Origin of the sequence: Nodularia sp. LEGE 04288 (assembly GCF_963896525.1) — a bacterium.
In the GTDB taxonomy this organism is placed as follows: domain Bacteria; phylum Cyanobacteriota; class Cyanobacteriia; order Cyanobacteriales; family Nostocaceae; genus Nodularia.
The window spans coordinates 81317-90104 of sequence record NZ_CAWQOY010000055.1; the positions used below are offsets into that span (position 1 = coordinate 81317).

Here is an 8788-nt window from a genome sequence, read left to right on the forward strand (position 1 = left end):
CGGACAAATTTGGACAATTTTTTATGGTCTGTATACCTTCCTGACGACAAAGTAAAGCGTAACTTTGTCTGTTTTTAATTAAGGCTTTGCTACTTCCTAATTAAGGTTAATGAATATTAAACATTTGTTGCATGAAGATTTTTTAGATAGGAATATCAATTTATTGGTTGTTATATTTTTTCAGGGATATCATGATCATCAAATTCCCCTCCTCGCTGGCCTATCGTGTACACACAAGTCCTTTCTGTATGCGTTTGAGCCTGTTTTGCCCCCTAAATCCCCCAAGTTTGGGGGACTTTGAAAATTCTTGTTCCCCCATAATTGGGGGTTAGGGGGCGATTCGATCACTTGTGTGTATGCCGGCTGGCGGGGAGAGGTTAGGGGTGGGGTTATTCAATTAATTCTGGCTATTTTCCATGAGATGTTTGAGGATTAATTGGCAAACATCGGTGGCTTTAATTGATGCAGAATCAAGCAAGTCAGTTTGTTGAGTAATTAATAATGGGCCTTCATTAGGGGAAGGCGGAACACAACCGTGAGATCCACGTACTAAGTCAGCATCTAAGGGAATAACATCCATCAAGTAGCGAAAACCAAGTTGTTTTTTTAACAGTTTCAGTGCAATTTTTAACTTGGGAAGTTTAATTTGCGGGTCTAGGAAAAGTTCTACAGGGTCATAACCGGGTTTGCGGTGGATATCGACAGTTCTGGCAAAATCGGGGGCGCGGCTATCATCTAGCCAGTAATAATAAGTAAACCAAGCATCTGGTTGAGCTACTGCTATCAACTCTCCCGATCTAGAATGATTGAGATGAGCATCTGCCTTGTTGGTATCATCTAAAACATAGGCAACTCCCTCAGTTTCTTCGAGAAGCGATCGCACTTTGGGAAGATAAAATGGATCATTAACATAAACATGAGCAATCTGATGGTCAGCCACTGCAAAGGCTTTACTCGCACCAGCATCTAAAATTTCTCGTCCCAGTTCTTCGCGCACACTCAGCAAACCTTTTTCCCGCAGCATCCGATTTAAATGGATGGGTTTTGTGACTGATGTAATTCCATATTCCGACAAAACAATAACTTGAGCGCCACGATTTTCGTAGTATTGAATCAAATCACCACAAACTGCATCAATTTCTTGTAGATCCTGTGAAACTTTGTTGGTATCAGCACCATATTTTTGTAAGCAGTAATCCAGATGTGGTAAATAGACCAGTGTCAGCGTTGGGTTACAGTCTTTTTCCATCCACTTTGCTGATTCTGCAATCCATTGGGTAGCGCGAATTGATGTGTTAGGCCCCCAGAAGTTGAATAGAGGAAACTGACCTAAGTCTTTTTGCAGTGGCGATCGCAATTCTCCCGGTTGCGTATAAATATCGGGGATTTTTCTCCCATCGGCGGGATACATCGGTCGGGGAGTGATGGCATAATCCACTGAAGAGTACATATTATACCACCAAAACAAGTTGGCGCAGGTAAAGTTGGGATCTACAGCTTTGGCCATTTCCCAAATTTTGGGCGCTTGTATGAGTTTGTTGGATTGTCTCCAAAATTTGATTTCACACTCATCTCGGAAGTACCAACCATTACCGACTATTCCATGCTCGCTAAGTGATTTCCCTGTGAGATAGGTTGCTTGTGCTGTACAGGTGACGGCAGGTAATACGGGGGCGATGGGTACTATTTGTCCTTGTTTTGTCCAATGGGAAAGGAAGGGGGTATGCTCACCTATTAGGTTGGGTGTTAATCCTACTATGTTCAGAATTACAGTTTTTTTCATAAGATTTTACGAACCGCCAAGTCGCCAAAAACGCCAAGAGAAGAAAGATATAATTTCACGAGTTATTTAGGTAAGCTAAAAAACATTTAATTTGCATATTTAAATTACATTAAACTATTGTGGGAGAGGGCAAAAATGCCCTCCCATTTTATGCAAGTTAAATGCCGATTAGCTTACTAATTGTTTGGTTAAGAATTTTGTTTGTACCCATTCGTACTCGCGCTGAATTGATGCGAGTAAGTCTAGTTTCATTGCTTCGGGAAGTACTTCCCAGGTGTAGGTTTCAATTTCTAAATGGGCGCAAGTGTTGTTATCCCGCAGTAAATTTAGTACGGTAGAAATATCGTCTTGAGTGGACTGCAAAAGATGATAATCATGGATGAAAATGGGTACGTGGAAATGAATCCGCCACTCACAATCATTGGTATTTTCTAGGTGTGGTAAGGCGTTTTCTAAGTCGGGATAATGAATTAGTCTGTTATTTTGTTCGCGGGCAATTACTTGATGTAAATATGTAGATTCAGCAAAAGGACGTAATCTTTCTCCTACTAAGCGACGTTGTGCGGTATCCTCTGACAAATTTACTTGTAAGGCAGCACTAATCTGAATTTTGCCAATTTGAATCCCCGCAGCTTGAAATTGCTGAAAAACTGAAATGGGATTTTCATACTCAACTGCAAAATGGCAGGTATCGTAACAAATACGCACATGATCTAGTAAATATTTCTCGGCAAGTATTGGTGAAATTCCCAGATGCTTGACCAAATAAGCGCCACCAACAGGTAGTAAATGCTTCTGAAAATAATTCACAACTTCATCTGCATTTTCAATTAATCCATCCGGTTCTGGTTCCAAATCTAGATGCAGCAGTTTCCGTTGCTGATTACGGATATCTACCATTTGAGCGACTACTTGTGCTATCTGGAGACTAGCACTATCCATCACTGATGCTTGGACAAGTTGATTTCCCTCATACCAAGGCTTGTAAGATAACGGCAGAGTGGAAATACTCCCTTCTGTATCAGTGGGTAATAATGCTGCCAAAATCTCTGTAAGTTGCAACGTATATTCCAAGCGTTCCGGCTGAGTCCAATTCGGTGCATAAACTTGGTCTTTCACTACTTCCCGATGGAATTTGCCATAAGGAAAACCATTCAAAGTAAACACATATAGACCTTCTTCAGTTAACCAAGACTGAAACTGAGTTAAAGCTTTTCCTTCCAGCAATTCCCTAGCTGCTACTGCTGCTAAACGTAACCCAATACCAAAGGATTTCCCTGGAGCTACTTTGGCTTTCAGAGGAGGGATATACTGCTTTAAATTAGCAAAAACCTTATCCCACTCTTCCCCAGAATGAATATTAGTACAATAGGTCAAATCAAAATTATTATTACTACCTAACTTCATTTACTTATCCAGAAAAATGAGTAACAATTAGAACAAAAAAATATAACACACATCTAATCTTCATCAGCGTTTATCAGCGTTCATCGGCGTTTGATTATTGACTTTTAAAAAACACCTGTAACCGCAAAATTGCTTCTCTGTATAAAGATAAATCCACCTCGTGAACCTCAATACCCTTGCCAATACCTTGCAGCAGTGTCAACGTCAACTCTCCACCCAAGTGTTCCCGGAACTCAGTCAAACCACGGAATAAACAACGGGGATGTTCTGGATATGATAATTGTTCAGCTAGTTCTGGCACATACAAAGTGAAACCCAGTCCCGAAATTGTATTGAGGATTTTTTGCCACTCTGAAAAACACAGCATTCCCAGAAGATAGGAATAAGTGCTATCCAAAGCAATACCAATTGCGACAGCTTCCCCATGACGTAAACTATAGTTGGTTAAATGCTCTAGTTTATGAGCCGCCCAATGTCCAAAATCGAGGGGACGGGATGAACCTATTTCAAAAGCATCACCACTGTGAACAATATGTTCTAGATGTAATTGAGCGCAACGATAGATCAGCTGTTGTATACTCTCCATTTCTCGATGGACAAGTGCGGCGCTTTGGGTGTGAATAAAATCAAAGAAATCCGCATCTTTAATTAGTGCTACCTTCAGCGCTTCGGCAATTCCAGAACGCCAGTCACGCTCATCCAAAGTTGTTAAAAAAGCCGAGTCATTAATCACTGCATAAGGTGGGGCGAATGTGCCGAGAAAGTTCTTTTTCCCAAAGGCATTAATGCCGTTTTTTACCCCCACACCTGAATCATTTTGTGCTAATACTGTCGTCGGAATCCGAATTAAGCGAATTCCCCGATGAGCAGTTGCGGCTGCATATCCGACTAAATCCAACACAGCACCACCCCCAATAGCCAACAAGTAGGAGTGGCGACATAAACCTGCTACATCAACCGTCTGATGAATTTGCTCTACCAAACCGCGATCGTTTTTGGCAGCTTCTCCACCGGGAACTATCATCGGTTCCACTGCGAGATTTAATGTTTCTGCATAAAACTTGGTGTACGCTTCTAATTGCTGAAGTAATGCAGGTTGAAATTGTAATAATCCTGCATCCACAACTGTGACTACTTTCTTCGGTTTTGTTTCTCCATCGGCTGTAATCACTTGGGCTAAGGTGGGATTTCTTAAATCAAATAGATTCTTAGTGAAGTAAACCTCATAGTTGAAGCTAACCGCAACACGTTGATTGATTGATAGCTGAGAAGATACAGTTTTTTGGTTAAAATTTATTACCATTGTTTTGTTAAGATTTCTATAAATGCAGCCCGATTTAAAGCCCGCAGTAATACATTTGCCGACTGAGAACCGTCTACTTTGACTTTGTTATTGAAGATGAAAAACGGCACGCTATTAATGCCATTTAACCGAGCAAATGTGGATTCAGCCATAACTGCGTCAACAGCATGATAATCAATCAATTGCTGTCGTAAGTGGTTTTCATCCATTTGGTGATTTGTCCCGATGGTCACAAGGACTTCAATATCACCGATATTCAAACCGTTTTCAAAGTAAGCTTGATAAATTGCTTCTACAAGATCATTTCTGATTTTTACTGGTGCGAGCGCAATCAATTTGTGAGAAAGCTGAGTATTAACAGCCAAAGCAATTTTGTCAAAATTGAACTTAACTCCAGCTATCTCACCTGCCTGTCGCGCATAATCAAACATCTGCTGAAGTTCTGCGGAACTAATGCCTTTTCTCTCTTGCATAAAACTACGAAATTCATATCCCTCTGGAGGAACAGTATTATCGAGTAAAAAAGGATGCCAGCGAATATTTACTACTTCTCCTTCCCATTGTGCCAGTGCATCAAAAAGGTGCTTTTTTCCTATTCTGCACCAGGGACAAACAGTATCGTGAAAGATGTCAATCAGCATAATTTTTGTTAATTAGAATTAGGTGTTGCTAATTGAAAATATGAGTTTTGGCACGCAGAGGCGCAGAGGCGCAGAGAGGAAGAGTTGAGAATATTGAGCTTTGAATTTCATACACCAATTCAGCAATGCCAAAATGTTTACAGTATCAATAAATTATCTGTGTGCATCTGTGTTTATCTGTGGTTGAAAATCTCTTTGATTCTCCTTTGAGGAAAAACCATGTAAAGACTGTACTAAATAGTTATCTTTTGCTCCCATAAATTCTTGAGCATTTTCAAATTCTTTAATTAATGCAGTTCGGTCTTTTTTTGCCACCAGCATTGCCAAGCGGCTATAGGTATTAGCTAAAGAGTTAATTGCCTGACATCGCTCTTCTGTGGCGAGGATGATATCAACGCATAAGTTAGAATTTTGGGCAAACAAACGCTGAAGAATTTCAATTTCTTGACGATAGCTAGGTGTTGACATAGATAAACTACGTTCTATATCGATTTCAGCTTGTGTCAAGAAAACACCAAGACTAAATCTAGAAAAGTGCTGCGTTGCTTGAACAATTACCATCATTTGGTCATGTTCTTCAGGAGTGCAGGTGATCAGTTCTCCACCCTGATTTTTAATTAAGTTTAATAACCATTGAAATGAATCATCGTTCCTACCTGGACATACCACTACTTTTTGTCCTAAGAAGGACTTGATATTTGGCCCAAACATGGGATGTAGTCCCATTACGGGGCCTGAATGGTGTTCCAGCATTGCTTGAGTAGATTGAGTTTTGATACTCGTAATATCGCACAATGCTGTATTAGGAGATAGGTATTGAACTGCACGCTTAATAACCTCAACAGTTCGTGCAATAGGAACACTAACTAAGACTAATTCGGACTGACTTAATAGTTGATCTGCATACATCCAATCCTCTTGTTCGAGAATACTAACGCTGTGACCTACAGCCGAAAGTTGCTCTCTAAATAATTTTCCCATCCTGCCAAGTCCACCGATAATGGTAATGTTTCGGGTTCTGGCATGATTTATGGATGCAGACTCAGGCTTTAGTTTTTGATGGCTTTGTTTGATCTGATCTGGGATCATATTTCAATTTTCCAGAATTGATTTTTTAGAATTCAATTTAGGTAGGATATCCAAAGTTAATTCTCGCTCTGGAGTTACATCATAAAATAACTCCTCATAGCGATGCAGTGCTTGGTCAAAGGAATAGTTTTCTACGGCAAATTTTCTGCCTTTTTCACCTAGATGCGCTGCTAAAGTCGGATTTTTATATAATTTCTGGACTGCATCTGCTAAAGCATCAGGTGATTCTGGATGTACAACTATGCCACCGCCACTGAGTTGAATTGCTTGAGCCGCAGTGCCATTTTTTGGGACTGAACCTACTATTGGGCTACCACTGGCTAAAAGCAATGGTATTTTTGAAGGCATATTAAATGAAATTACATTGCGCTTCTGCACAATTAACCCTACATTAGCTGCTGCTAACATTTGCGGTAGTTGTTCTCGTGGCTGCAAGGGTAGTAACAATACGTTATCCGCGCCACAACTTAGACAATATTGCTGCAAGCTTTGTAATGCTTTTGATTCTCCCACGATTACAAAGACAATTTCTGGAATTTGACGCAAGCGAATTGCTGTTTCTACTACTGTTTCTAGTCCTTGTGTCAGCGCAATGTTGCCTGAATAAAGTACGACAAATTTACCATTTAATTGATGTTCTACTCTCCAGGGGCTATTTTTATTGGCTAACGGGCGGATGAAGTTGACGTTTACCCAATTGGGAATGCAAACGATTTTTTTAGTCGGCACTCCCTTGTTGACTAAATTCTCTCGAAACGCTTCACTAATCACACTAATAGTGTGTGCATTCCGATAGGCAAATTTTTCGAGGATTGTGAGCGCTCGAATCATCCACTTGTTTTTAATCAGCCCGATGCGGATGGCAGCTTCTGGAAGAATATCTTGGACATTTAGCACTACTGGGCAATTGTATAACCAACCAAGCAAACTAGCAGGTAAAGAAACCAGTAGCGGTGGAACTGTTAGAAGAATCACATCTGGTCGCTGTCCTTTGAGGGCTTGTGGCAAACTTGTGAACACAAAGCTTAACTCTAAGAGTAACCGATCAAGAAGGTTAGGTTTGGACTTAATTCTTAGATAACTACGCTGAATGGTGACACCATTTTTTTGTTCGGTTAAGTACCATTTACCTTGATATCCATCGTAAATTTGGCGCTGAGGATAATTGGGCATTCCTGTGATTACCCGGACTTCATGACCTTGCTCTACTAGTCCTTCTGCTAGTTCAGTCATTAAAGGCGCAATTCCAATTGGCTCTGGATAATAGTTGTAAGAATAAATCAAAATATGCATGAGATGTTAATGTCTTGGAGGCACTCTAATAACTTTGGCTTTGTTGAAATAACTCATAAACTTCTGGCAAAAATCCAAGAGATGAATGATTAACCACTGATATAGATGCTGATGCCAGAGGTCTAATATATAGAAATCAAAATTTTCAGTTTTATATTTTAAGTTACTGCAAAAATTTGTGCCAGTTTCATGGAAATCGGCAGTAGGCTTAAAGCTAGTAGCCCGGATATCCAACCTGCAAAACCTGCAACAATACTAGTATCTAAAATAATTAGTGATAGTATGCCAGCTTTAACTGCGAAGCGGATCTGTTCTGGGGTAGGTTCGCGTACAGCTTTGATGAAAGGTAATAACACCTGAATTGTGAAGAAGATCAGAAATGGTAATGCTGTAAATATTTGATAGTTGGTTAACAGTCCCAGCCCTAAAAGTCCTAAGATGACTATTACTATCAATATTAGCGCTACTATGCCGTTACTGATATTGGCTCCATGTACTTCGCCTCGACTCAGGAGGGTGATAGCAGCAATGTAAATGATGGGAATCAAGGCTAAAAACCAATATTCTCCTACCATTGCAGGTATGACACTCACGCCCAACAATAAGTTTCCTCCACGACAAATCCCCATATTGATCGGGCCGAAAATAGGATGATGTTTCCCGAAAGCATTATAAAATAAGGCGGCTATGGCGATGCTAAAAGCTAGAATGGCGCTCAACCAAGAGACTTGAGATGCTGCTACTACACCTATACTTAAAAGCCAACTTCCTAGTAAGGTTGCTTTCCTCAGAGATGCTTTACCACTAGGTATAGGCCGTTCTGGTCGTTCTTGAGTGTCTAGTTCGGTATCAAATACATCATTAAATACGATGCCTCCGCCATATAAGCCGGTGGTGGCGAGTAGTAACCATGCTAGGGGGATCAGATTAATCTCCCATCCTATCCCTTGATTGGTGATGATCATATACTGGGAAGCTGCGAAGCCAGCTAGGATATCTGCCCAGGCTGTGACAATGTTTGCTGGGCGCATTAATTGTAGATATGCCCAAAGGCGATGGGAAGTTACGATTGCTGTGTTCATGTTTATAATTCGTAATTTGTAATTCGTAATTCGTAATTAAGAAGGTTTGATGCTGGTGCAAGTGTCTGTTATGTAAGAGGAACATAGACCGAAGGGCTTGCCGCATTGGCTTTAGCCTCTCCCTTTGGGGCTACGGTACACAGAAGTCGGTAAATTCTCGTTTGTGTCATAAGACCCCACCCCTAGCCCC

At 40.6% G+C, this 8788-nt stretch carries 7 protein-coding genes; all 7 read right to left on the minus strand.

Going from position 1 to position 8788, the window contains the following annotated elements; all coding sequences use genetic code 11:
* Window positions 1-397: 397 nt before the first annotated feature.
* The 7 genes from AACX33_RS04635 to eboC all read right to left on the minus strand — a co-directional run bounded on the left by AACX33_RS04635 (window position 398) and on the right by eboC (window position 8598).
* Window positions 398-1783, minus strand: a complete 1386-nt coding sequence (locus AACX33_RS04635) for an alkaline phosphatase family protein (protein WP_194001527.1) — start codon at window positions 1781-1783, stop codon at window positions 398-400.
* Window positions 1784-1951: 168 nt separating this feature from the next.
* Complete coding sequence (gene eboE, locus AACX33_RS04640; protein WP_194001529.1) at window positions 1952-3190, minus strand: metabolite traffic protein EboE; 1239 nt, start codon at window positions 3188-3190, stop codon at window positions 1952-1954.
* 94 nt (window positions 3191-3284) lie between these two features.
* Window positions 3285-4493 carry a 3-dehydroquinate synthase gene (locus tag AACX33_RS04645; RefSeq protein WP_194001531.1) on the minus strand — a complete coding sequence of 403 codons (1209 nt, stop codon included), beginning with the start codon at window positions 4491-4493 and terminating at the stop codon, window positions 3285-3287.
* Window positions 4487-5134: a DsbA family oxidoreductase gene (locus AACX33_RS04650; protein ID WP_194001533.1), complete on the minus strand. Its 648-nt coding sequence runs from the start codon at window positions 5132-5134 to the stop codon at window positions 4487-4489. The genes AACX33_RS04645 and AACX33_RS04650 overlap by 7 nt, the downstream gene beginning before the upstream one ends.
* A 153-nt stretch (window positions 5135-5287) precedes the next feature.
* Window positions 5288-6223, minus strand: coding sequence for a bifunctional chorismate mutase/prephenate dehydrogenase (tyrA, locus tag AACX33_RS04655; RefSeq protein ID WP_194001535.1), 936 nt, complete (start codon window positions 6221-6223; stop codon window positions 5288-5290).
* A 3-nt stretch (window positions 6224-6226) separates the two neighbouring features.
* Complete coding sequence (locus AACX33_RS04660; RefSeq protein ID WP_194001537.1) at window positions 6227-7516, minus strand: glycosyltransferase family 4 protein; 1290 nt, start codon at window positions 7514-7516, stop codon at window positions 6227-6229.
* 158 nt (window positions 7517-7674) lie between these two features.
* A complete protein-coding gene (gene eboC, locus AACX33_RS04665; RefSeq protein ID WP_194001539.1) occupies window positions 7675-8598 on the minus strand; it encodes a UbiA-like protein EboC in 924 nt (307 codons plus the stop codon).
* Window positions 8599-8788 lie beyond the last annotated feature (190 nt).